The sequence below is a fragment of the Biomaibacter sp. TOL genome (assembly GCF_059717795.1).
Map to the genome: position 1 here is coordinate 1,783,546 of NZ_AP046092.1, position 24,374 is coordinate 1,807,919.

Here is a 24,374-nt window from a genome sequence, read left to right on the forward strand (position 1 = left end):
TGACGTCTATGCCGACTACTATGGCCTCTGCTGACTTCTGACGGTTCAGCCGGGTCTCTCGGCCCGGGTTGTTAGTTTCCCTAACGTTTCCTTCAGCACCCACCTTCGGTGGGTACCAGACCTCACGATAGACACCCTTGCTGTTTAGCTAATGGTCGCTGCTGCCAGCCCCATAGCAGACTTTCACTGCTTAAGCTTCCGCCCATGCCGGGCACACTAAAAATGCCGACCATCGCGGGTCGGCGTCATTTGTAAGTTCTAAATTTCCCATTTTCAACAATAGTTAATTTACGATAAATCACATTTAAATCTTGCACTTCTTTTAGAAAAGTTTTTAATATAGAATTTATGTTTTCTACTGTTGACGGAAAGGCTCTTATAACTAGGCAAGTTATTGCACCGCCTTAAATTGAATTACATCTTCCTCATATCTCATGAATTTTGAGGCATAATTTAATGCTGCTATTACATCTTCTTTCTCTAATTGCGGATAAGAATCAATAATTTTATTTATTGTATATCCCGCTGCTAACAAATCTAATATTAAATAAACAGGGATCCGCGTACCTTTAATAACCGGTTTTCCGCACATAATTTCTGGATCAACGATAATTCTATCTTCCATTAAATGTTCCCTCCTTCATACCAACTTTCTTCTGAAATCTGACTTATAAATTATATTGTAAATTAAAAATCTTAGTCAATCAATAGTCTTCCTAAATCAAATCATGACTAAAATATTTGAGGCTCGGTGTAAACTGGGCCTTTTTTTATTTTTCCCTCAAATCAAGCTTTGTATAAATTTAGCTTTCTCTATCCATGAATTCTCGGGCGGTCTCGGCCATTTTCGCAAGGGATTCCATGACTTTTGCATGGAATTTTTCTGCGCTCATGCCGGTCATTATCTCTATGGCGTCGTCGATGGTCTGGACGGAATATATGTGGAATCTGCCCTGTTCCACAGCCTCTACCACTTCGGGCTTGAGCATCAGGTTGTCGATGTTCTGGCATGGTATGACCACACCCTGGGTTCCGGTGAAGCCTTTAATCTTGCAGGCGTGGTAGAAGCCCTCTATCTTGTAAGTGGTGCCGCCCACGGGCTGGACATGGCCCTGCTGGTCCAGAGAGCCAGTGATGGCAAGGTCCTGGCGCACAGGGATGCCGGATATGCTGGACAACAGCGCTATTAGCTCGGCGCAGGTAGCACTGTCGCCTTCTATGCCGCCGTAGTTTTGCTCGAAGGCTATGCTGGCGGATATGGTGAGGGGCATTTCTCTGGCGTAGCGCTCACCCAGGAATCCCGTAAGTATCATGACGGCCTTGTCGTGGATGTGGCCGCTCATCTTGGCCTCCCGCTCTATGTTTATGACCCCCTCGTCCCCCAGGTAGGTCCTGGCAGTGATGCGGGAAGGCTGACCAAATATGTAATCCCCAACGTCCAGCACCGATAGCCCGTTTATCTGGCCCACGGCGGTTCCGCTGGTCTCCACCAGTATTTCGCCGCGCTCTATCATGGAAAACAGTTTTTCCTCCACCCGGTTGGAACGGTAGATTTTTTCTTCGATTGCCTTATCCACGTATTCGCTGGTGACGGAGGATCTTCCGTCTATAGTGGCCCAGGCAGCGGCTTCATAAAGCACTTCCACTATTTCGTTGAAACGGGTAGAAAGCTTCTTCTTATCTTCCGCCAGGCGTGAGCTGTAGTCCACCACCCTTGCCACTCCGGTGGGATCGAAGTGGATGAGCCCCTCGTTCTGACATATGTGGCAAATAAAGGCTGCGTAACGTTTGAGGTTTTCGGTGGTGCGGTCCATCTCCACATCGAAGTCTACCTTTATCTTAAAAAGTTTGCGGAAATCTTCATCATAGGCGTTCAGCAGAGAATAGATATACGGGGTGCCGATGAGGATGACCTTCACCTTCACGGGTATGGGTTCGGGCCTGAGCGTCACTGTTGGCACGGTGCGGTACTGCTCCCCTATGTTTTCCACCCAGGCTTCGCCGTTTTTCAGGGTGCGCTTCAGGGTATCCCATGCGAAGGGGTCTTTGAAAAGGTCCGACGCCTGCAGCACCAGGTAGCCTCCGTTTGCTCTGTGTATTGCGCCGCCTTTTATCATGGTAAAGTCGGTGGTTACGGCGCCGAACTGGGCTTTGCCCTCGATTTTGCCGAACAGGTTGTAATATGTGGGGTTTGTCTCAAAGATAACGGGCGCGCCTTTTGTGGCTCGGTTGTCAACGAATATGTTGACCCTGTAGCGCAGGAAAAAGTCTTCTTGGGGCGCGTTCTGGGCGATGTTCAATATCTGCCGGTCGTCCCCCTCCGGTTTTTCCCGGCGGTCGGTGCGGAACAGCAGAAGGTTTTTTATGACGTCTTCTTTCACGGATTTCAGATAGGATATGACTTCGGCAAATTCGGCATATTTTACAGCCGCTTCTTCAAAGAGGGGGTTTATAGCGGCAAGGGCGGTATTCCTCTCCAGGCGCCCCAGTTCTTCCCGCGCCTGTTTGTCCAGTGCTCTCACTTTGCGCATGGTTTCATCTATCCTGTTCTGCAGGCTACGCCCCTTTTCTTCCAGGGCTTTTCTCTCTTCGTCCGACAGGGCTTCAAATTCCTCCTGGCTCATGGGTTTGCCGTCTGTTAAAGGTATGGTTATGATGCCCTGGGGTGTCCTCTGGAGAGTGAAGCCCTCGGCTTTTGCAATCTCATCCAGCTTCTCAAAAAGCTCCAGGGAAGCCCGCTGGTATCTGTCTATGAGGGCCTGCTTCTGGTTCTCAAAATTTTCGTCGTCAAAGATCCGGATTATCTCCCGTCGAACTTCCGATATGAGTTTTTCCATATCTTTCGAAAATTCGGAGCCTTTGCCCGCAGGGAGGTTTATGGCAATGGGCTTTTCGGGCTTTGTGAAATTGTAAACATAAAGTATATCGTCGGGGATGGGTTTGCCTTCAGCCGCTTTTTTCACCACGGCCCGGGCATAGCTGGTCTTGCCGGTACCGGTGAGGCCGGTCATAAATATGTTGTAGCCCTTGTGGTCGATCTTCAAACCGAACTCCATGGCCTTCACCGCCCGCTCCTGGCCTATGATGTCGGAGAGGGGCTCCAGGTCTTCGGTGGAGCGGAAGGAAAACATGGCCGGGTTGCAGGTCTCCCGCAGCTCGGCGGGGGTAAGTTTATGCAGCATGGTGTAACCTCCTTTATGAGTAAATTTAGAAACGTTTTATTACCGGTTTCCCGCACATTATTTCTGGATCAACAATGATTCTTTCTACTATAATTTTTTCTTCCTTTTATAACCCCTCCATCAAAATTATTTTGTAGTAGAATATTGCAGACATGCCTGAATACCCTCTCTTGTTATATTTCTTTCCTCATCCCCCTCATAAAGTTCACTATATTCCTTCTCAAGGTCCTGTATCCCGGGATCACATGTTCCCAAAGATGGTAGAAAAGCGGAGAAAGGGGCAGGTCGAATTCCCCGATAAATTCGGTAAACTGGCCGTTAAAACCCTTCTTGAAGCGGTAGAGGCCGTAGAGGGGGTTGTCGGGGGAAAGGTCTCCGGAAACGCCCCTGAAATCATACATGGTGCAGCCGTTTTGTTTGGCCCATTTGATCATCTCCCACTGGAGGGCGTAGTTGGGCATGACGTTGCGGTGCTCGTTGGAGGAGGCGCCGTAGATATACCAGGCTTTGTCGCCGAATATGAAAGCTATTGTTCCGGCGATGTATCTGCCCTGGAATTCCGCCATGAACAGCTTCGCCAGGCCCTTTTCCACCAGTTCATCCCAGAGGGCTTCAAAGTAATCGAAACCTCTCACCAGGAATTTGTCCCTTATGCATGTCTCCTGAAGGATTTCGTAAAAGGGCTTCAGGTCCTTCCGGGAGCCTTCTTTTACGACGACGCCCTTTCTCGCCGCAAGGCGTATGTTGTAGCGCGTTTTTTCGTGGAAGGAAGCGAAGATGTCGTCCAGAGGTTTATCCAGGGGCAGGCGAAACACGAATCTGGGCTGGACCCCCTCGAAATTTTTGCCGCCTTCGCGCGGAATAAAGCCCAATGATTTCAGCGTGTTCACCGCATTTTCGTCCGGCGCTTTTATATCGGGGTCTATCTTGAGCATAATGGCGCCATGTCTTGTAGCAAGCTCCTTTATTTTTGATAAAAGAAATTTCAAAGTTTCTCTGTCGGAAAATTCCGCCACCGGCCCCCGGGGAGCGTAAAATATGCATTTTTTAAACCCGGGGATGGGCAGCCGTCTCTTTAAAATTGAAATGCCCGCCACCGGTTTATCATTTTCCACAACAAGCATCCTTATGGGCTGCCATCCGGTGCGGCGCTTGACTTCACCCCATTCGTACGACTGGAGCACGTGGCCCTTGGGGCCGTATGCCATGAATTTATTGAAAATATCTTTTTCATTTTCTTTTATGATTTTCAATTCCATTTATATAGAAGCCTCCGAAAAAATGTTTTTCTTATACTTTATTATATCTTATTTTATGGGGAAGTGAAAAGAGAATTTGGCAAGAATGAAACAGCAGGCCGGATTATTTTTGGCCTGCTGTTTTCGAAAAGCATGAGATAAAACCGATTTCACACGTAAGTTGTCCGTCAAAGTTGTCAAGTACCCTGTCCCCTTGACATTTAAATTTTCATGGTCTGAAATGATTTTTTTAGTTTGTCCGCAATATGGCTCAATGTATCTGCAGAGGAAGCTATTTCTCCAAGCAGCATGTGCTGTTTTTCCACCGACTCCGCAATGTCATGAGCCTGGTTGGATGTATCCACTGTAATCTCCGTCATTTTCTTGAATGATTCGTGAGTGTCTTCTGTACTGGCTGCCATCTGCTGGGTGGCCGCGGAAATCTCCTGCATCTGTTCGGATACCTTCTGCACTGCTGAAAGGATTTTATCAAATGTCTCGCCCGCCGTTTTTACAGCTTCTATTCCTTTCTTGACGTTATCCCCGCCTTCCTGCATGGCGGATACGGCATTGGCTGTTTCCTGCTGTACTGAAGATATGAGGTCGGCTATCTGTTTTGCAGCATTGCCCGATTGTTCCGCCAGTTTTCTGATCTCGTCCGCTACCACCGCAAAGCCCCTGCCCTGCTCTCCTGCTCTGGCCGCTTCTATAGCCGCATTGAGCGCAAGAAGGTTTGTCTGGTCCGCAATGCCCGTAATTGTTTCCACTATCTGGCCGATGGTTTCCGAGCTTTCTCCGAGCTTTTTAATGACCTCGCCCGTGGTCATGCTTGAGCTTTCAATCTTCTTCATCTGATCTATCACCTGTCGCATGGCGCCTTCTCCCGCATCGGCCAGCTGGGCGGCATTGACTGCGGTTGCAGAGGCGTCCGACGCGCTTGAGGCTATTTGTTCGACGCCGGCGCTCATCTGTGACAGCATGTCCGATATGGAGTTCACGAGATTTTTAATCTCTTCCATTTTTTCTGAATTTTTCTGGATATTTTCTTCAATGGAACCGGCAAATACATTTGACGCCTCTTCGCTTTGCTTTGCTATTTCCTTGATGGAATCAGCAGACGCCACCATTTCATCTATGGATTTTTTTACTTCTGCCAGCGTCAGTTTCAGCCTCGATACGGAGTCGTTGAAAATGTCCGCCAGCCTGCCCACCTCGTCATTGGTTATCTTTCTGGCCTTTACTGTAAAATCCCCTGTCGCTATGGCTTCCAGACCGTGCGCTACGGCGTCCACCGGTGCGGAAACGGTCTTTGCCACCGCAAAGGAAATAATGCCGGAAATAATCACAGCTGCCGCCGCCATGACAATTACATCCTGTTTTGTCAAATCCTGAGGATGAAAATAGAAAATAAATACGCCCAGTGAAAGCACGACCAAGAGAATAGTTGTAAGAACCATTCGGAATTGAATACTTTTCAAGCTTTCTGCCTCCTCCTCATTTTATTAAAATAAACAATATAAGGTAACGCTGGAAAATTATATAATATATATTAGACATTTTTTGACTTATTCCTGCCGGAAAATCAAAAATGTGTCGAAATTATATTTAATCCCCCCGAGAGCGGCCTAAAGTATAAAAGTTTTATTTGAAAAAACCCTGAATTTTTCAGGGTTTTTTCATGTGTCTTAGGTGGAATTCATTTTAAGTATTTAATTAAGAGCGCCGTGTTTTATGTTCCAGGGCCGCTTTTATGAAGTCGCGGAAAAGGGGGTGTGGCCGGTTGGGGCGGGATTTGAACTCCGGATGGAACTGGGTCCCCACGAACCAGGGGTGTTCTGCAAGTTCAATGATTTCCACCAGGCGGTTGTCCGGGGAAAGGCCCGAAAGCACCATGCCCGCCCGGGTCAGTATTTCCCTGTAATCGTTGTTGAACTCATAGCGGTGGCGATGGCGCTCCTGGATATATTCCTCGCCGTAGGCGGCCATGGTCTTTGTCCCGGGCTTGATGCTGCATGGGTATCGTCCCAGGCGCATGGTGCCGCCTTTGTCTTCTATGCCCTTTTGCTCGGGCATTAAATCTATGACTGGGTGGGGCGAACGGGGGTCGAACTCCGTGCTGTGGGCGCCTTCCAGGCCGCAGACGTTACGGGCGAATTCTATGACCGAGCACTGCATGCCCAGGCATATGCCAAAAAGCGGAACCCTGTTTTCCCTGGCGTATTTTATGGATTTGATCTTGCCCTCGATTCCCCTGTCGCCGAAGCCGCCAGGCACCAGGATGCCGTCCACATCAGAAAATGTAGCTTCCATATCGAAGCCGGGGGCCTCCAGGTCTTCTGAATGTACCCATTTTATTTCTACTTTTGCATCGTTGGCAATACCCGCGTGGCAAAGGGACTCTGCCACGCTGAGGTATGCATCGTGGAGCTCCACGTACTTGCCCACCAGTGCAATTTTCACATTTTCAGAAGGGTTCTTCACCCTTTTCACCAGTTCTTCCCATTCGGAAAGGTCCGCCTCCATGCCGTCGACGCCCAGTTTCTTAGCCACGATCTCGTCAAGCCCTTCATTTTTTAAAATAAGGGGCACTTCATAGATGGTATCGGCGTCATAATTCTGCACAACGGCTTCGGGCTCCACATTGCAGAAGAGGGCTATTTTTTCCTTCAGCTCTTCCGAAAGGGCCCGCTCGGAACGGCAGACTATGATATCCGGCTGGATGCCGATACTTCTGAGTTCTTTGACGCTGTGCTGGGTCGGCTTGGTCTTCAGCTCGCCGGCCCTGGAAAGGTAAGGCACCAGCGTCACATGTATATATAGGACATTGTCCCGACCCAGGTCCACCTTCAACTGCCGGATGGCCTCCAGGAAGGGCAGGCTCTCGATGTCGCCCACGGTGCCTCCTATCTCTGTGATAACCACATCCGGGTTTGTCTCCCTGGCCGCCTTGACCACCCGTTCTTTGATTTCATTTGTGATGTGGGGAATCACCTGCACCGTTCCTCCCAGATAATCGCCCCGCCGTTCCTTGGTGATCACCGACCAGTAAACCTTGCCGGTGGTGACATTGCTGTCTTTTGTGAGATTCACGTCGATGAAGCGCTCATAATGGCCCAGGTCCAGGTCCGTCTCAGCTCCGTCCTCGGTGACAAAAACCTCCCCGTGCTGGTATGGGCTCATGGTCCCCGGGTCTATATTAATATAGGGGTCGAATTTCTGCATGAAGACAGCAAGACCCCTGCTTTTTAAGAGGCGCCCCAGCGACGCCGCCGTGATACCTTTGCCCAGGGATGAAACCACGCCGCCTGTGATGAATATAAACTTGGTATGCATTATAAGTCCCCCTTAGAATTTTTCCGTACATAAAAAAACCCCATATTTTTTATTTTATTCAATTTAAAAGGAAATTGTCAATAGAAGGTGAAGAATTTTCATTCCAGCCAGCCTATGTAAAAAGCTGCGGGGTTTCCGCAGCTTGGGGTTGTTTTCACACAATTCAATAAGTGAATAAGTGAGTGCCTGGCACCTTTACCTCGGAATGATAGTGATAAATTCATTTCCCTCCATCTTAAAATCAGGTTCGGTATTGTTTGCTTGCTTTAGCAGACGGACCATCCTGGGAATACCGCTGCCGGCATCGGTTACAAGTCCAACCTTCAGGAAAATGTTATATATGCTGGGATTGCGCAAGACATGTACGCCGAATTTCAGGGCATCAATATCGACAGTATTTGGCAGGCTTCCCGGAGTCCGTATTTCAATCCGGTCATTATATATTATGACTCTAATCGGCGACGATATGGTGTAATCCCGATGGGCAAAGGCATTAATAAGAGCTTCCCGCAAAACCTCAACAGGGATTTCGACTTTAACTTCGGGCTCTGTGCCCTTGATCTGGTGAGACCTCATCAAGTGAATCCCGAAAAATCTCATAGTATCATGGTATATATCAATAAGTCGTCCTTCAAAATGTTTTTGATCGATCGGTTCTATCGAAATATCATTTCCGGGAATCCTGAGGGCAGATACATAGCTATATGGAATGAAAGCCTGAGGATTTGCCGCAAGAAACAAAACTCCTGTAAAAGTTGGATGTTTTTCGCCTTTTATATCATCAACAAGATGCCAGTTTTGCAGCAATCTATCTCTTGAAATGCCTGCTATATCGATCCCCTGTTCTTTTACCAGTTCCAACAGCGATTCCAGTGCCTTTTCATCAAGATCTTCCATAGTAGATCTAAATATGGGAGTTTCATCATAATATAAGCTTTCAGCAGCTTGAAAAAGCCGAAGCAGTTCTTCCCTTGAAACCTGCCGTCTTCCGGAAGAAGTGCGTACATAATATATTCCTCGGTTTGTTCTATATGGTCGCTGGCTTCCTTTAGGAATATTTATAATAAGGATTATATTGCCCTTTTCATCCTGAACTGTTTCTTGAATAACTGTAACCGGCGGTTCACAATTATTAAACGCTACATTATCAACAAATTTACTCAAATTGTCTATATTTTCCCCGCCAATGCCTATAAGATTACCTGTATCATCTATTCCTATAAAAATCTGCCCTCCATCAGTATTGGCAAATGCTGCTATTTCTGCTGCCAGGTCATCAGAATGGATAGGCCATTGCTTAAATTCTGTTCTCAGATTTTCTCCTTTTTTGCATCGCTGCAAAACTTCGCGCAGATCCATGCTTTGTTTCTCCTTTTAATTTACTATAAAAATATACTTTAAAAACATACTTTATAGCTTTATATTACCAATTATTTATATTAATGTAAATACTATTTCAAAATAAGATATAACCGGATACATTTAAATTTATTCTTTAAAACAACTATCTAAATCATTCAAAGAAAAAAATTATAATGAACTCCATGATGCCCGTCACTTTCGGAAAAAGTGCACATGTATTAATTATGGCGCTAGACAAATATTCTCAAAGTTTGCTATAATTAAATAAAAATTTAAATAAAAATCGTTTTGCTCAAAAAACCAAAATGGAGGAAAAATATGGCTGTTGAGGTTATCACTTTCGGTGATTTTGATATAAAAGCCGACGGCGTTTCGGTTCTAAAAAAGAGCAAAAGGACGTTTAAAAATCTGGAATTGTTAAAATATTTTATTACATTCAAAAACAAAAAGCTGGTGCCGGAAAATATAGTGGAAAGCCTGTGGGAAAAAGACGAATATGTCGATCCGAAGAATACCCTCAGGACTCAGATTTCCCGATTGAGGAAAAGTCTCGCTGACATGAAACTTTCTAAAAATAGTGACGATAGTTTCTTTCACATTCATTTTGAAAATGGTTTTTATATATTCAATATCAATAACAATTGCATTATAGATGCGGACCTTTTCGAAGAAAAAATTAAACAGGCGGATGTATTGAAAGACAAAGACCCAGACAAAGCCATAATGATATACCAGGAAGCACTGGAGCTTTACAAAGGAGAATACCTGTCGGAAAATCCTTACAGCGAATGGATATATCCCATAAGAAACCGTTACCACCGGCTTTATGTCCAGGCTGTTTTAAGGCTGATGGAACTGCTGAAAGCAGAGAAACGTCATGCCGAAATAATAGAAATCTATGAGCAGGCGGTGATTAACGAACCGTATGAAGAAGGGCTCCATATATTTTTTCTTGAGTCGCTGTTGGAACTAAAGGAGATAAAAAACGCTCTCAGCCATTATAATTACATCACCGGCAGATTATACCGGGAGTTTTCCGTGGAACCCTCGCCGGCTTTGAAGAAGATTTACAGGAGGATCACCAGCGAGGCGGACGAAAACAGGGTCACAGACCTTTTGTTTTTAGGCAAGAAGCTGTCGGACGACGATAAGATGGATGGCGCCCTTTTTTGCGAAGTGGATAATTTCAGGATGATTTACAACCTTGAGAGAAGACGGAGTCTAAGGTCATGCCGTACGGAGTTTCTGGGCTTGATATCAGTGGTAAACAATGGAGAGAATTCCTCAAAAGAAGATTTGAAAAATGCAGTGGAAAATCTAAAGCTGGTCCTGAACGATTCCCTGAGAAAAGGCGACGTGTTTTCCCAGTGGAATGCATTCCAAATGGTAGTGTTGCTTACCGATGTGATAGAAGCCAACCTGCAGCTTATCAAAAAAAGAATTCAGAAAAGGTTCAGCAATGTGGTGGATCCCAAAAAATTTAATTTAAAAATAGACTTTCAGCCTGTAACTGCAGTAGATCCATTTATAACATAAATATGATACATAAAAACTCAATAAAGGTTGAGTCGCCATTTTATACCCATCGAATGTAAAATCCGGTTTTTGCCGGATTTATTTTTTTGTCATTTAAATGTATTTGATATGAAATACAAATGAAATACAAAAATCAGGCTTATAAAATCAGGTTGAAATCTATAAAAAATTCTTTGTTGATAAAATAAAAAAAACGACGCCTGAAAGTAGAATCATCGCAGGGGGGTTCAAATGCACGAAGCTGCTGTGATGGAACAAAAAAGCAGGGAAATGGCAACATCTAGCACTTTTGTGATAAAGGTAATGTACACAGAAAATGCTACCATGCAGGGCTATATCCAGTGGTTGGAAGCCGATCAGGCTGTGGCATTCAGAAGTGCTCTGGAGCTGTTACATTTAATAGAAGAAGCGATAAGAAAAAGCGGGAAGGAGTTGATAAACTTCAGGTCCTGGGACAATTAAAAATAATCATTAAAAACTTAATATTGGTGAAAGGAGGTGAAACTTATAGTGACATTCACCCCCAAAAAAATTACCGCAATATTACTGGCATTGTTCCTCATCTTGAGCCCCCTGTTGGTACAAACCAGGGTAACCGGCGAAGAACTTGGAGAAACAATAGAGAACGCGGAAAACATTGAAGATTCCGGCGATAGCGTAATCGTCGGCGATGAAAACAGTGGCATGCAGGAACCTGTTGATATCGCGGGGCCTGCAGAAGGTGGAGAACCGGATCCCGGCGATGTAGGTAAAGAGACTCCCGCCGAAAGCGGAGGGCAGACCTCCGGAGATATAGAAAATCCTACCGGAAGCGGAGAACTGGAGCCCGGAGCTGGAGATATCGAAAACCCTGCTGAAGGCGGGGAACAGACCTCTGGAAATATCGAGAGTCCCGCCGAAGGCGGGGAGCAAAGCACGGCAGATGTAGAGAATCCTGCTGCAGACGGGGAACAAAACTCAGGGGATATAGAGGAACCCGCTGAAGGCGAGGAACAGAACTCCGGGGAGATTGATAATCCTGCTGGAGGCGGAGAACAGGATCCAGGAGATATCGAGGAGTCTGCCGAAGGTGAGGGGCAGAACTCCGGAGATATAGAAAATCCTACCGAAGGTGGAGAACCGGATCCCGGAGCCGGGGATATCGAGAATCCTGCCCAAGACGGGGAACAGGAGCCCCTGGAGCCCGTGCCACCCGAGATGCCCGAAGAACTGCCGGTGGAAGAGATACCCACGACGGCAGCCGATGCTTCCGTCAGCATCCGTCTTGATGCCGATAAGGCGGAATACGAACCAGGAGACGTAGCGGAGTTTGCCGTAACCGTGACAAATACCGGCGATGCAGATATCGTAGGCCTTTGGGTATACAGCGAAAACATCGGCATAGAAACCGAAATACCGTCTCTGCCTGCGGGAGAAGAAGAAATCATAAAAGGAAAGTGCTATATACCCTATGGTTATTCCAGAGACAGCTTTACCGTCGATGCTACCGCGGAAGGCAGATGCGGCGGCGACAGGGTGAGCGCCGGGAATTCTGTGACCCTGCCGGTAAACAGAATAATCTTCAACCCGGCTTTCATAGAAGTGCAAGCTGATTCGGTGATACCCGTTCCGCCGGATTATGAAAAGACGTCTATCGAATCAACACCTGCAGAGTCGGCAAAATCCCTGAAATCCACCGGCGCTGCGCTGCTTCGGTCTACTTCTTCGACGAAGGTGGCAGCTGTATCATCCGCAACAACGTATACCGACACAATCGAAGTAAACAAACAGGCAAGCGTTGCGGAAGGCTGCAGGACATACCAGGTAAGCTTGAGCATCACCGGCACGCCGCCCCAAAAACCACTGGATGTCATACTTGTAATCGACAGGTCTGGCAGCATGGCATACGGCAACCCGTCATCCATGTATTATGCAAAACAGGCTGCCATAAATTTCGCTCAGCAGGTCTTGCAAAACCCGAACAACCGCGTGGCAGTGGTGAGTTTTGCATATGAGGGAGTATGGTCATGGCGTTACTGGCAGCTGGTAGGAAATTTAAATACAGATACATCGATTGATAGGGATTTTTCTTATGATTTTAATCAAGTAAAAAATGCTATCAACGGTCTCATCGCCGACGGGGGAACAAATACCGAAGCGGGTTTCATAAGGGCCAGGAAGTTAATGGAATCTAGCGGAAGGGCCAACGCAACCAAAGCGATAATCCTGCTGACTGACGGGTTGCCCACCGTCAGCATAGGCAGACCTTATGGCCCCAGCGAGCCCACCGCCCACAACGCTCACACCATTGCTGCTTACGAGGCTGGACAGAGCTGCTGGAACGTAGCCAAGGTTTTCACCGTGGGCCTTCTCGGGCAGGTGCCCAACCAGTGCCTTACCGTGGCTCGGGAAACACTGCAATGGGCGCAGAATGCCGGGTATTACGAAACCTTCTCGGCTGCTGACCTTTCCGGCATATACAACCAGATAGCCGAACAGCTAGGGACATCCGCCACTGATGCGGTGGTGACCGACGTGATAACGGATGTATTCGACCTGGTACCAGGCAGCATCGTAACAAACCCCAATACCCAGGTTTCCTATGACGAAAGCACCCATACTATCACATGGACGCCTGGAGTCATCGGCACCAGCGCCACCCTGACTTACAAAATCAAAGCCAAACGGACCTTCCAGGGCGGCGACAATGTGCCAACCAATGTAAGCGCCACCTTGACCTACACCGATGTCAACGGCGTCTCTGGAAAGATTAAAACCTTCCCGGTACCAACTGTGAACGTGCAGCCACCGCTTTCAATCAACGCAGGCCCGGATAGAGAAATCGTCATAGGAGATGTGATAGGGATAGGCGACAACCTCCAGGTGAGCTGGGGATACCCGCCGTACAGCTATGCATGGTCATGCGACTTGGCCCCAACATGGGTATCAAACGAAATGAATCCTCAGGTGTCACCTGAAGACAACGCCACTTATACTGTCACCGTCACCGATAAATATGGATGCACCGCCACTGATTCAGTTTTCATAAAAGTAATCAAAGGCAAAATCATTATAAAAAAAATCGTGATAGACGAAGATACAGGCAAGGAATTTATCATAAAAATAGATGGACCGGATGGCAAGAAATGGAATGTATTTGCCGCCGAAGGAGAGTACCGTCAGATAGGTAATCTCAGATTGGGGGCTTACCACATCAGCGAAGTGGTGCCGATGGACTATGAACTGATCAGTATAACTTCGCCCACTGTAAATATAACCAGGGACAATCTTACGGTCACCGTAACAGTTACAAACAAGAGGAGCAACTACGGATGGTTCAGAGATGAGGATGAAAAAGATAACTTCCTCACCGTAGAAGCAGCTAATGTGAGCACATTGAATAGTTCGGCTGGAAACAAAGAAAACGGCTCCCGAATTTTGCTCCAGCAGGCGGTCCTCGAAGGGGTGCTGCCCGAGAATCATAAAGAGCCTGATGAAATAACGGATGAATAAGAGAGATGAGGCATGATGAAAAAGCATGCGGCAGCCGTGGCTGCAGACATAATAATAAAAGCCGTACTGACTATCCTGACCATCGCTGCGCTGACTCTGACGTTCTTACTTGTCCAGAGCAGGATGACCGACCGGGAGCCCTCAGTTTTCGGCTATAAGATGTATATAGTCATGAGCGGCAGCATGAGCCCGACTCTGAAAACCGGAAGCCTGGTCATAGTGGACCCGATCGATCCCGGTAACGTCGCACCCGGTGATATAATAACCTTCCGGGGTGATGATCACGGAGGAAACATAACCACCCACCGGGTAATTGAGGTGGAAAAAAGTGGGGCCCTGTTCTTCAGGACCAAAGGGGACGCCAATGAAGTGGAAGATCCGATGCTCGTTAGCGCAAACCGGTTAATCGGAAAAGTGATGTTTTCAATACCCTATATAGGTTACGCCTTTTCCTACACCAGGACAAAAAACGGCATCATGACCCTGCTGGGGGCACTTGTGATATTTATATTAGTGGAACTGTCCAGGACCTTCGCCATTGAGCGCAAGAATAAAAAAATCTCTTCTGATGATTAAACGGCAGCAAAAGCTGCGGAAAGATATCCAGGTCTGTTCAAAAGGAACAATAAATTAAAATCAAAAAATTTAAGGGGGAATTTGAAAAATGAAGAAAACTCTATTAATCGGTTCGCTAGTATTCTCACTGGTGGCGCTCCTGGTGGTGGGAGGCACCATGGCATGGTTTACCAGCGAAAAATCGGTGGCAAATACATTTACCGCCGGCACAGTAGAAATCGAAGTCAATGAGCATGGTTTTCAAGACATATCCAACTGGAACCCCGGCGACACAACAAACAAGGATGTCAGTGTAATTTCCACAGGTTCAAAAGCCACATACGTCAGGGTAAGCCTTACGCCGGAATGGCTTGATGCCAGCGGCAATCCGACAAATCTTCCCGTCAGCAACGTAAACCTTATCCTTGCCAGCAACAATGACTGGGTGTATGATAACGGCTGGTATTACTACAAGCACATTCTCAACCAAAACGATGAAACATCATTACTGCTGGATGCAGTGGAACTCATCGGCTCTCAAACAGGCAACGAATATCAGGGCAAGACCCTGCGTGTCAACGTCAAGGCCGAAGGCGTGCAAGCCTCTCATGAAGCCTATAAAGATGCATGGGGTCTTTCCAGCCTGCCCACCGGCGTTGAGGAATTTACCGGAGAATAATAACTCCTAAAAAGCATAAATATGATATAATTAAAGATGATATAAATTTAATCCTGGCAGGGCATGCGGCAAACCGCATGCCCTCAACTGATAAAACCGCCGTCAAAAATATTCACCCCCCAAAAAAGGAGGGTAGTGTAGATGAAAAAAATTATAATAACACTGTTGCCTTCGATACTCGCCTTTTTTCTCCTGGCTGCAGGAATTTTCATACCCTCTGCTCAAAAATCAGCCATGGCTCAGGCTGAAGATATAGAACTGGTCGGAAACGCCCAAGGGCTGGTGCTGATACCCGAAGGGGCAAAGCTTTTTGACCTCGACAATTTAAACCCCGGCGACACGGTGGAAAGCACCATGAAGATTCAGAACAACTATACCGATTCCTATAACTTATACTTGCGGGCTGAACGGGTGGGCGAAGAAGAAGATCCCGATCTTTTAAAACAGCTACAGCTCACAATCAAATATAATGGCAATGTAATTTACAGCGGCCCCGCCAGCGGAGAATCGGGCCTTGGAGAAAACATAAGTCTGGGCAGTTTTGCACCCGGTGCAAGCGGCGAACTTGTGGCAGCCGTGGAGCTTCCGGGACCCGAAACCGGCAATGAATTTCAGGGAAAGAGCGCCCAGGTAAAATGGATTTTCACCGCTCAGACAGCAGGTAGCAGCGGTGGAGGCAGCGGAGACGGCAGCACCAGCGGAAACATGAGGAACCGCAAAGATCAGACGACGGCTGCTGAAACCCCTGTGGAGATAGTTGAAGAAGAACCCATACCGCAGGGCCAGCCTTCAGTGCCGGAAACCCCGACACAGCAGCCTTCATCTTCCGAAAAGGTGATCGAACCGGAGCCAGTGCCCGCCGGAGCGCCCGAAATGCCCAAGACCGGTGAGTCTTTGCCGTATCCGTACTATGTAATAGGCGGTTTCGCCATCCTGGCAGGGATTAGGCTTCTAAGAGGCAAAAAACAATAGCCGGGGAAAATATCCTCGGCTTCCTTTTTTAGTGGAGGCTCAATGTATGAAAAAGACCGCCGCAATCCTTTTCATAATCATCGGTATATCTTTAATATCCTATCCGAAGCTCAGGGAAAGTTATTACGATTACAAACAGCGCAAAATCCTGCAGGCCTGGCAGGAAAGTCTCAGCGAACTGGATAGTGCAGAAGATATGGGACAAAACGGAACACTAAACCCGCCTGAATTCGGCGGCCAGGAACCTTCAACAACGGCAGGTGATAAAGCAATAAGTATAGAAAAATACATTGCCGCACATATGGAAGGTATCCTGGTAATAAAAAAAATAAACCTGCGCCTGCCCATATTAAAAGGGGCCACCAAACAGAACCTTAACATTTCAGTGTCAAGCCTGGAGGGTACTGCAGGCCCAGGACAGACGGGGAACTATTGCATTGCCGGCCACCGCAGCCGATCCCGGGGCAGGCATTTCAATAGGCTGAATGAACTTGAGAAAGGTGACATCATAGAAGTTATAACAGATAAAGGACATTACATCTATGAAGTACAGGAAAGTATCATTGTAAAACCTGAAGACATTTGGGTGCTGCTGCCGCAGGGCAAAGAAAAGCTAATAACCCTGATTACATGCGACTACAGCGAAAAGCCTCCTCTCAGGCTGATTGTCAGAGGGAAGCTGGTGGAACAGAGTATAAAATAAAAAAGGCTGAAAAGAAAAAAGCAGAAAAGAAAAAGGAATAATAAGACATGCCTGTTAAATATAACCGACTGTCCCGCTTAAAAACAAAAATTGTTTATTTAGACAAATAGTGATAATATAAAATTGAATAAAATACTCAGAAGACTATTTACGACAAAGGCAAACCCGTGGAAACGCGGGGACGCAAAGCTACAGGGCCTTCAAAAGATGGCAGCCAGCTACCGAAAAATAGTTTTTTTATTTATCCCATAACAAAACTTAATATATCATCCCCGCAGACTTTCAAGCGATAAAGGCAAACCCGTGGAAACACGGGGACGCAAAGCTACAGGGCCTTCAAAAGATGGCAGCCAGCTACCGAAAGGAGAGTTTTTTATGAAGGGGAAATTTCTGATATATTTATTAATTATTTCTTTTTTATCTTTTTTTGCTATTACGGCACGAGCAGAAGCCCGTGATGTTTTCGATTTTACAAATTCAGAAAAAGGAATAATCAGCGTAAATTTCTCTCCTGAAAATAAAAAAATAAAGATTATGGTACAAAAAGGCAACACCAATTACTACTATGATTTGAAGCAAAACAGCGAAGTCATCCCTCTGCAAATGGGTTCCGGAGATTATACCGTAGCTCTGCTGGAAAATGTCTCGGGAAACAAATATGCGGTAAAGTCCAGCGAGTCTATTAATATAAACCTCTTAGATGATAAAGTGCCGTTTTTGCAATCTGCTGTTCCAGTAAAATGGGACAACAATATGAAAGCGGTAAATTTGGCTCAAGAGCTCACAAAAAATATTGATAGTGACGAAAAAAAGGTGGAGGTCATCTATGAATATGTGGTCAAAAATATAAAATATGATGTTGATAAAGTAAACAACCTCAATTCTGACTATATTCCCAATGCCGATGAGGTGTTAACCGATAAAAAAGGTATTTGTTATGATTATGCAGTTCTATTGGCTGTCATGCTCAGGAGCCAGAACATACCCACTAAACTTGTCAAAGGCTATAAAAATGACATTAGAAGTTACCATGCCTGGAATGAAGTCTATTTGAAAGAATACGGTTGGGTTATTATAGATGCCACTTATGATTCTGTTTTGGGGCAAAATGGGACAAGCAGTAGTTTTATAAAGGACAAGAACGAGTATAAAAAAATATCCGAGTATTAAAAAGCAGCGGTTTTATCCGCTGCTTTTTATATGTTCTGTCTGTTCTTATTCTGTATGTTATTATTCTTTCTTTATCCGTATTTATTTGTGTCTTTAGTTGTCGCAAATTTTTATGAACAGCTGTATTCTTAAAATATTCCTACTCGTAGTTCAATACCACAACCCGGAGTTTTTCGCCCAGAGTTTCGGGGGTTACTTCTATGGTGGTGGATTCCAGGTGTTCGCCTCCGCCCACCTTTTCCAGGAATTTATCCACTGAATCGATGGGCATACTCACGGCCGGGGTCTTGAAGTGCATGGGGATGACCATTCTGGGCGAAAGCTGGTTCACCACTTCCGCCGCTCCCTCGGCATCCAGGGTGAAGGTACCGCCTACGGGAATGAGGAGTACATCTGGCCTGCCTATCTGTTCCTCCTGAGCCTTTGACAGCAGGTGCCCTAAATCTCCCACATGGCAAATCCTGAGTCCGTCGATTTCAAAAACGAAGATCAGTATGGGCCCTCTTTTTGCGCCCTTCACTTCGTCATGAAAGGCGGGAACGCTTTTGATGCCGACTCCGCTTATGGTGAACTCTCCTGCAGTTTTCACTATTTCCGGGTCTCCCTGCACCCCTTCAACATAATTATGGTCGTAATGGTCATGGCTTACCGTCACTATATCCGCTTCGATCTTGGGTATTTTGTAGCCAACGCTGCCGTCGAAGGGGTCGGTGACTATCTTGGTTCCACTCTGCGATTCCAGAAGAAAGCTGGCATGACCCAGCCACCGGATTTTCACAACGATGACCTCCCTTTCTTTCAAAGGATTCTGTTTTACCACCCTGTCTTTAATTTCTCTTCATTCCTCGATAGTGCCACTCTGTTAACGCCAGAAAAATTTATTCCTAACCTTATATATATTCTTGGAAAATAGTGAAATTCCTGCTTGACTTTTATATTTTAACCATTTGTTTTTAAGTTAATCCCTGGTATAAATGGTATCAATGCCCTTATTCCTCAGTTTGTACTGGAGTGTCTGCCTCGGTATGCCCAGGATTCTGGCGGCCATTGATATATTGCCCCGGGCTTTTTCCAGAGCTTTTTGGATAAAGTCCGTTTCCAGTTTCTCCAAGGCATCGTTGAGGTTTAAATTTTCCAGATTCAAAATATGGCCTTTATGATGAGAAAAATAGGTCCTGATCTGTATGGGAAGATGGGAGGGTTTTATGACGTCGCCCTCCATCATTATCATGGCCCCCTCTATGGCGTGTTCCAGTTCGCGCACATTGCCGGGCCACGGGTATCTCATAAAAATATCCATAACTTCTTCCGAGACTTTCACTCTGCGGTATCTTTCGCCCGAATATTTAAATATAAAATGTTCCACAAGGCAGGGGATATCTTCCCTGCGTTCCCGGAGCGGCGGTATCTCAAGGCTCACAACGTTTATCCTGTAAAAAAGGTCTTCCCTGAGCTGCCGCTTTTCCACGGCGTCGATGGGATTTTCACTGCAGGCGGTAATCACCCGGGCGTTTACATTTCTCATGCGGGTGTCTCCTATGCGGCGCACGGCCCCTTCCTGGAGCACTCTCAGAAGTTTTGCCTGAAGCTCGATGGGCATCGAGTTTATCTCATCGAGAAAAATCGTGCCGCCATCGGCCAGCTCAAAGAGGCCGGGCCTGTCTTCCGCTCCGGTAAAGCCTCCACGTATGGTGCCGAAAAGTATGCCTTCCAGCAGAGTGGCGGGAAGGGCGGCACAGTTCTGGGCTATAAAAGGGGAGAGTTTGCGGGGGCTTTCGTTGTGTATGGCCTGGACGAAGAGCTCTTTTCCGGTGCCGGTGTCGCCCCACACCAGTACGGGCGAGGAACTTGACGCCGCCCGGCGGGCCAGGTTCTTCAAATCCCTGATGCAGCGGCTTTCCCCTATGATGTCGTCAAAAGTGAACCGGGCGGTGCCGCTTTTTCTCCCCCCGGGCTTTGGGGTGTGACCGTACAGGATAGCCTGAAGGTCTGAAATCCTCTCGGTCATGTCCCTTACTGTGGTCACATCACGGGATATTTCCATGGCCCCAATTATTTTTCCGCCCACCCTTACGGGTATGGTGGTGTTGATGGTGGTTATCTTTTTGCCTTTGTAGTTGGTAAAGGTCTGTTCCCTATCGTATATAGCCTCTCCCGTCCTGAGGACCGTGAGCAGGGTGCTGTCCTGCTCGGAGAGCGAAGGAAAAACCTCCAGTATATGTTTGCCTATGACTTCTTCCGGTGACAGACCCTCTATATTTGACGCGGCATTATTGTAATAGATGGAAACACCCTTCTCATCCACCATGTGGATGCCTTCCCCCACATGGGACAGGAGAAGTTCAAGCTGTGCCCTTATGACGGTAAGCTGCTTCATTTTCCCGCTCCCCTCTAACAGATGCCGGAGGTCAGATGTCATTTACATGCGCTCGGGCGCACTTATGCCCAGGATGTCAAAGGCGTTTTTCAGCACCTGCCGTACAGCCTCGACCAGCATGAGCCTTGCAGCGGTTAAATCCCTGTCCCCGGTCAGCACACGGCAATTGTTGTAAAAGGAGTGAAATATGGATGAAAGCTCCATGCAATAATTGGTAATGCGGTACGGGGAAAGGTTTTCCGCAGAAAGCCTTATTTCCCCGGGGAAATCCGCCAGTTTCTTTATTAAGTCGATCTCATTTTTTTCAGTGAGCATATTTGTATATTTTTCCATTGAATCACACGAACCGGCATCGATATCCGGCAGAGTTACCCCCTGCTCCGACGCCTGTCTCAAAATGCTGCATATGCGGGCGTGGGCGTACTGTACGTAGTACACCGGGTTTTCATCGGACTTCTTTATGGCAAGGTCCAGGTCGAAGTCCAGGTGGGTGTCGGCGCCCCGCATGTTGAAGAAGAATCTTGCCGCATCCCTCCCCACTTCCTCCACTATGTCCGCCAGAGTCACGGCTCTGCCGGTGCGTTTGGACATGCGGGCGATCTCTCCGTTCCTGTAAAGCCTTACCAACTGCATGAGGATGACCGTTAATTTTTCGGGATCATAACCCAGGGCTTTGAGAGCCCCCTTGACCCTGGCCACATGGCCGTGGTGGTCGGCGCCCCAGATATCAATCACGCGGTCGAATCCGCGGTCGAACTTGTCTTTATGGTATGCTATGTCGGAAGCAAAGTAAGTGGGAAGGCCGTTTGCGCGGATGAGCACCTCATCTTTCCCTGCCCCGTAATCCGAGGCTTTGAACCACAGGGCTCCATCCTTCTCATAGGTGCAACCTTTCGCTTTCAGCAGGTTTATCACCTCGTTTACCTTCCCGGCGTCGTGCAGGCTCTGTTCTGAAAACCATACGTCAAACTCGACGCCGAAATTTGCCAGGTCCTGCTTCATCCGTTGTATGTTTTTCTTTAGTGCGTATTCGATGAAATAAGCCCTGCGGCTCCGGGATTCCATGTGCAGAAAGCGATCTCCCTCTTCCTCAATGAGGGCCTTCATGTGCTCCTTTATGTCTTCTCCGTGGTAGCCACCTTCGGGGATATGGCCTTCCCTGCCCAGCAGCTCAAGATAGCGCGCTTCCAGGGAGAGCCCGAAATTCTCTATCTGATTGCCCGCATCGTTTATATAAAATTCTTTTGTCACATCGTAACCCGAAATTTTCAATATAGATGCCAGGGCGTCTCCCAGTGCCGCTCCCCGGGCGTTGCCCATGTGCATGGGACCTGTGGGGTTGGCGCTGACGAACTCCACCTGCACCCTGGTGCCTTTCCCGAATTCCTGGCGGCCGAAATCCCGCCTCTTTCTCAATATATCCAGGATTACGTCATTGGCCCACGTGGGTTTCAGGTAAAAGTTGATAAATCCCGGCCCCGCGACTTCAACTTTTTCTACCGGAGTACTGGAGATATCCAGATTTGCCGCAATGATTTCGCCTATTTTCCCTGGCGCCATGCGGGCCTCCCGCGCCATCAGCATGGCTACGTTGGCGGCAAAATCGCCGTGGCCGGGGTCCTGGGGCACTTCCAGGTAAAAGTCCGGCACTTTATCCACCGCTATAGTCTTTTCTTTAACGGCCTTTTCTATGGCTTCCACGATTTTTTCTTTCAGCGCCTGCTGCGTCCTTGACTTAATGTCTTTCATAAGCTCCTCCTGTGGTTGAATATGCTATATAGTTAATTAATCTCAATTTCACTACTATTATATAATTTCATGTCAATATGTGCAAGGACAAACAGTATTTTCCGCCTTATTTAAACGGTTTTGCTGGTGCCGAGCGGCGGGCGCGCTGTACCAGGGCCTCCGCCCGTATCCTGGCAGTCTCCAGTTCGATTTGTTTCGGCTTACGCCCCATGTGTTTTTTATATTCCTGCACAAAAATGTCCATGAATTTGTCCATTTTGGCGCTGCCCTTTATTCCCCATTCCTTGTAGTGCTCTTCTATATAATCAACGATATCCGCGGTAAGGTCCATGATTATGTGGTAGCGCCGGTTTCTGGCATAGGCGTTCACACCATATCCCAATACCACAGCAATAATAGGCTCCATTACAGCTTCGTTTGTGAGTACACCCACGATAAACTTCAGCCATGCCCAATCCATGAAAAACCCCTCCTCTTCATTTTATATTATGAAGCGAGGGGGATGAGTGTGAAGCAAAATGTGGAATGCCTTCTGTTCATAAAATGATGCTTCTTCATTACGGGCTACTGATAAATAGCCTCTATCGCTTTTTCGGGGTCGGGGGCTGCGGTGACGGGCCGGCCTATGACAATGTAATCGGCTCCGACGTCCAGGGCCTCCCGCGGGGTGGCGACGCGCTTCTGGTCGCCGGAGTCGGCCCATGAGGGGCGCACTCCCGGCGTCACTATGACAAAGTCCGGGCCCAGCGCCCGCCTTATGGCCCATATCTCTTTCGGCGACGCCACCACGCCGTCAAGGCCGCACTCTTTCGCCAGTTTTGCCAGGTCCACCGCCTGGTCCAGTGCCGATTTCGTAATGTTTATATCCACCAGGTCCCGGTCTGAAAGACTTGTGAGGACCGTGACCGCTATGAGCAGAGGCTTAAAACTGTCAGCTTTCTGCATTTCACCATAGACTGCATTAACGGCTTCTTTTGCTTTTTTCATCATTTCCCTGCCGCCGGAAGCGTGAATGTTGAGCATGAAAGCGCCGGTGTTTGCGGCAGCCCTTACGGCGCCGGCCACTGTGTTTGGGATGTCGTGGAATTTTAAGTCGAGGAATACCCTGCAGCCTTCCATATTTATTTTTTTCACAATACCCGGGCCGGCGGAGCAGAAGAGTTCCAGGCCCACTTTAAAGATGGATATTTTATTTTTTAAAAGCCTTACTATTTCAAGGGCTCTTTGCTCGTCGGGGGTATCGAGGGCTATAATTATGCGGTCAAAGTCGTGTAACATTAAAATCTCTCCTGCCTTAGATTTTTCTTTGTGGGTTTGTGAAACAACCCTTTTTAACATTATAACACAACCGTATAAGTGTATGAATCTTTTATATTTTCCTGCTACCGGGCTTGACGGCAGGGATACCCTGTATGCAGAGGGGACATTCTTCGGGGAGGTATGATTTTATCTCGAGCTCTAATAGGTATCGTGCCGGGACTTTAAAGTCAACCTTTCCTCCGCTGCGGTCCACCAGGGCTCCCACCGCCAGCACTTCGGCGCCATAGGATTTGGCAAGGTCGATGACCTCTTTTACGGAGCCGCCCGTGGTGACCACGTCTTCCACCACCAGCACCTTTTCCCCGGGTTTTAAAGAAAAACCGCGGCGAAGGGTCATGACTCCGTTTTCCCTTTCCGCAAAGATGGAGCGCGCTTTCAGGGCCCGGGCCACTTCGTAGGACACCAGTATCCCTCCCAGAGCGGGGCCTATGACGGTTTCAATACCCATATCTTTAAATTTTTCAGCCAGTTCCCGGCAGACTTTTTCCGCCGCATCAGGATACTGGAGAAGCTGGGCGCACTGCATGTATCTGTCGCTGTGGCGGCCTGAAGTGAGAATAAAATGGCCGGAAAGCATGGCTCCGACATCGCTGAAAATAGATAAAATTTCTTTTCTCTCCACTATTAAAACACTCCTATCTCACATAAATTGCTGCCCTGCACCATTTTTGTAGCTGCTGAATAGTTACCTGAATTTTATATAAGC

Annotated in this window: 20 protein-coding genes and 2 riboswitches; of the genes, 8 read left to right on the top strand and 12 right to left on the bottom strand. The window is 47.3% G+C overall.

Going from position 1 to position 24,374, the window contains the following annotated elements; translation table 11 throughout:
- Window positions 1–391: 391 nt before the first annotated feature.
- From AC6I1H_RS09010 to AC6I1H_RS09035, 6 genes are all read right to left on the bottom strand, one after another.
- A complete protein-coding gene (locus tag AC6I1H_RS09010; RefSeq protein WP_497740606.1) occupies window positions 392–625 on the bottom strand; it encodes a DUF433 domain-containing protein in 234 nt (77 codons plus the stop codon).
- A gap of 178 nt (window positions 626–803) precedes the next feature.
- Complete coding sequence (locus AC6I1H_RS09015) at window positions 804–3,182, bottom strand: Lon protease family protein (protein WP_497740607.1); 2,379 nt, start codon at window positions 3,180–3,182, stop codon at window positions 804–806.
- A gap of 173 nt (window positions 3,183–3,355) precedes the next feature.
- Entirely contained in the window at window positions 3,356–4,441 is a 1,086-nt protein-coding gene (locus AC6I1H_RS09020) for a lipid II:glycine glycyltransferase FemX (RefSeq protein ID WP_497740608.1), read from the bottom strand.
- A 200-nt stretch (window positions 4,442–4,641) separates the two neighbouring features.
- Window positions 4,642–5,898: a methyl-accepting chemotaxis protein gene (locus AC6I1H_RS09025; RefSeq protein WP_497740609.1), complete on the bottom strand. Its 1,257-nt coding sequence runs from the start codon at window positions 5,896–5,898 to the stop codon at window positions 4,642–4,644.
- A gap of 235 nt (window positions 5,899–6,133) precedes the next feature.
- A complete protein-coding gene (gene pyrG / locus AC6I1H_RS09030; protein ID WP_497740610.1) occupies window positions 6,134–7,753 on the bottom strand; it encodes a CTP synthase in 1,620 nt (539 codons plus the stop codon).
- Window positions 7,754–7,948: 195 nt separating this feature from the next.
- Window positions 7,949–9,112 carry an RNA-binding domain-containing protein gene (locus AC6I1H_RS09035; RefSeq protein ID WP_497740611.1) on the bottom strand — a complete coding sequence of 388 codons (1,164 nt, stop codon included), beginning with the start codon at window positions 9,110–9,112 and terminating at the stop codon, window positions 7,949–7,951.
- 321 nt (window positions 9,113–9,433) lie between these two features.
- Between AC6I1H_RS09035 and AC6I1H_RS09040 the strand changes: the two genes are divergently transcribed.
- The 8 genes from AC6I1H_RS09040 (at window position 9,434) to AC6I1H_RS09075 (ending at window position 18,222) form a co-directional block, all read left to right on the top strand.
- On the top strand, window positions 9,434–10,651 hold the full coding sequence (locus AC6I1H_RS09040; RefSeq protein ID WP_497740612.1) for a BTAD domain-containing putative transcriptional regulator: 1,218 nt from the start codon (window positions 9,434–9,436) through the stop codon (window positions 10,649–10,651).
- A 231-nt stretch (window positions 10,652–10,882) separates the two neighbouring features.
- Window positions 10,883–11,113: a hypothetical protein gene (locus tag AC6I1H_RS09045; RefSeq protein WP_497740613.1), complete on the top strand. Its 231-nt coding sequence runs from the start codon at window positions 10,883–10,885 to the stop codon at window positions 11,111–11,113.
- A 48-nt stretch (window positions 11,114–11,161) separates the two neighbouring features.
- Window positions 11,162–14,143 carry a vWA domain-containing protein gene (locus tag AC6I1H_RS09050; RefSeq protein ID WP_497740614.1) on the top strand — a complete coding sequence of 994 codons (2,982 nt, stop codon included), beginning with the start codon at window positions 11,162–11,164 and terminating at the stop codon, window positions 14,141–14,143.
- A 12-nt stretch (window positions 14,144–14,155) separates the two neighbouring features.
- Window positions 14,156–14,719, top strand: a complete 564-nt coding sequence (locus tag AC6I1H_RS09055; RefSeq protein ID WP_497740615.1) for a signal peptidase I — start codon at window positions 14,156–14,158, stop codon at window positions 14,717–14,719.
- Between the two features lie 88 nt (window positions 14,720–14,807).
- Window positions 14,808–15,377: a BsaA family SipW-dependent biofilm matrix protein gene (locus tag AC6I1H_RS09060; protein ID WP_497740616.1), complete on the top strand. Its 570-nt coding sequence runs from the start codon at window positions 14,808–14,810 to the stop codon at window positions 15,375–15,377.
- Window positions 15,378–15,518: 141 nt separating this feature from the next.
- Window positions 15,519–16,349, top strand: coding sequence for a hypothetical protein (locus AC6I1H_RS09065; protein ID WP_497740617.1), 831 nt, complete (start codon window positions 15,519–15,521; stop codon window positions 16,347–16,349).
- 46 nt (window positions 16,350–16,395) lie between these two features.
- Window positions 16,396–17,052, top strand: a complete 657-nt coding sequence (locus AC6I1H_RS09070; protein ID WP_497740618.1) for a class D sortase — start codon at window positions 16,396–16,398, stop codon at window positions 17,050–17,052.
- 148 nt (window positions 17,053–17,200) lie between these two features.
- A riboswitch (cyclic di-GMP riboswitch) is annotated at window positions 17,201–17,278 on the top strand.
- A gap of 58 nt (window positions 17,279–17,336) precedes the next feature.
- Window positions 17,337–17,414: riboswitch (cyclic di-GMP riboswitch) on the top strand.
- Between the two features lie 13 nt (window positions 17,415–17,427).
- Window positions 17,428–18,222: a transglutaminase-like domain-containing protein gene (locus AC6I1H_RS09075; RefSeq protein WP_497740619.1), complete on the top strand. Its 795-nt coding sequence runs from the start codon at window positions 17,428–17,430 to the stop codon at window positions 18,220–18,222.
- 139 nt (window positions 18,223–18,361) lie between these two features.
- Here the strand turns inward: AC6I1H_RS09075 and AC6I1H_RS09080 are convergent, their stop codons facing one another.
- From AC6I1H_RS09080 to pyrE, 6 genes are all read right to left on the bottom strand, one after another.
- A complete protein-coding gene (locus AC6I1H_RS09080) occupies window positions 18,362–19,000 on the bottom strand; it encodes an MBL fold metallo-hydrolase (protein WP_497740620.1) in 639 nt (212 codons plus the stop codon).
- Window positions 19,001–19,180: 180 nt separating this feature from the next.
- Window positions 19,181–20,599 carry a sigma-54 interaction domain-containing protein gene (locus AC6I1H_RS09085; protein WP_497740621.1) on the bottom strand — a complete coding sequence of 473 codons (1,419 nt, stop codon included), beginning with the start codon at window positions 20,597–20,599 and terminating at the stop codon, window positions 19,181–19,183.
- A 42-nt stretch (window positions 20,600–20,641) separates the two neighbouring features.
- Window positions 20,642–22,348, bottom strand: a complete 1,707-nt coding sequence (argS, locus tag AC6I1H_RS09090; protein ID WP_497740622.1) for an arginine--tRNA ligase — start codon at window positions 22,346–22,348, stop codon at window positions 20,642–20,644.
- Between the two features lie 106 nt (window positions 22,349–22,454).
- Complete coding sequence (locus AC6I1H_RS09095) at window positions 22,455–22,808, bottom strand: hypothetical protein (RefSeq protein ID WP_497740623.1); 354 nt, start codon at window positions 22,806–22,808, stop codon at window positions 22,455–22,457.
- 104 nt (window positions 22,809–22,912) lie between these two features.
- Window positions 22,913–23,626, bottom strand: a complete 714-nt coding sequence (gene pyrF, locus AC6I1H_RS09100) for an orotidine-5'-phosphate decarboxylase (protein WP_497740624.1) — start codon at window positions 23,624–23,626, stop codon at window positions 22,913–22,915.
- Window positions 23,627–23,717: 91 nt separating this feature from the next.
- Window positions 23,718–24,290 carry an orotate phosphoribosyltransferase gene (pyrE, locus tag AC6I1H_RS09105; protein ID WP_497740625.1) on the bottom strand — a complete coding sequence of 191 codons (573 nt, stop codon included), beginning with the start codon at window positions 24,288–24,290 and terminating at the stop codon, window positions 23,718–23,720.
- Between the last annotated feature and the right edge of the window lie 84 nt (window positions 24,291–24,374).